Genomic DNA, 434 nt, shown 5'->3' on the forward strand with positions numbered 1-434 from the left:
AACGGGGCTGCTAACGCATTCACGCGAGCACTTGGTGTGCCCCCCGCTTCCGAAACGGATGAGACGCTCGGCGAGCGGGAGCTCCTTCGGGTACTGACTCGGTCTGGTGAGGAAGGAGACATCGACGTTGCCGAAGTGACGATGATCGAGCGGGTCTTCGACCTCGACGATATCTTGGTGCGGGAGGTTATGGTTACACGACCGGACGTGGTGAGTGTTCCGTCGGATGCCGCGCTCTCAGACCTCCAGTCGGTCATCCTCGAGGCTGGCCATACCCGCTACCCAGTTCTCGAGACCGACGACGGCGACCAAGTGATCGGATTCGTGGACGTCAAGGACGTGTTGCGGGCAGAGGTGGAGGGCGGGGACGCCGAGTTAGTCGGCGACATCGCCCGTGAGATCGTCATCGTTCCCGAGACGATGGCACTGAGCGA

The 434-nt window shown here is 62.0% G+C and carries 1 protein-coding gene; it reads left to right on the forward strand.

Features of this window, described 5'->3' with window-relative positions; genetic code table 11:
- A partial coding sequence (locus D3D02_RS20100) for a CBS domain-containing protein (RefSeq protein ID WP_121571406.1) occupies positions 1-434 on the forward strand: 434 nt, incomplete at both ends.

The organism is Halobellus sp. Atlit-38R (assembly GCF_003665925.1).
Taxonomy (GTDB): Archaea; Halobacteriota; Halobacteria; order Halobacteriales; family Haloferacaceae; genus Haloquadratum; species Haloquadratum inordinatus.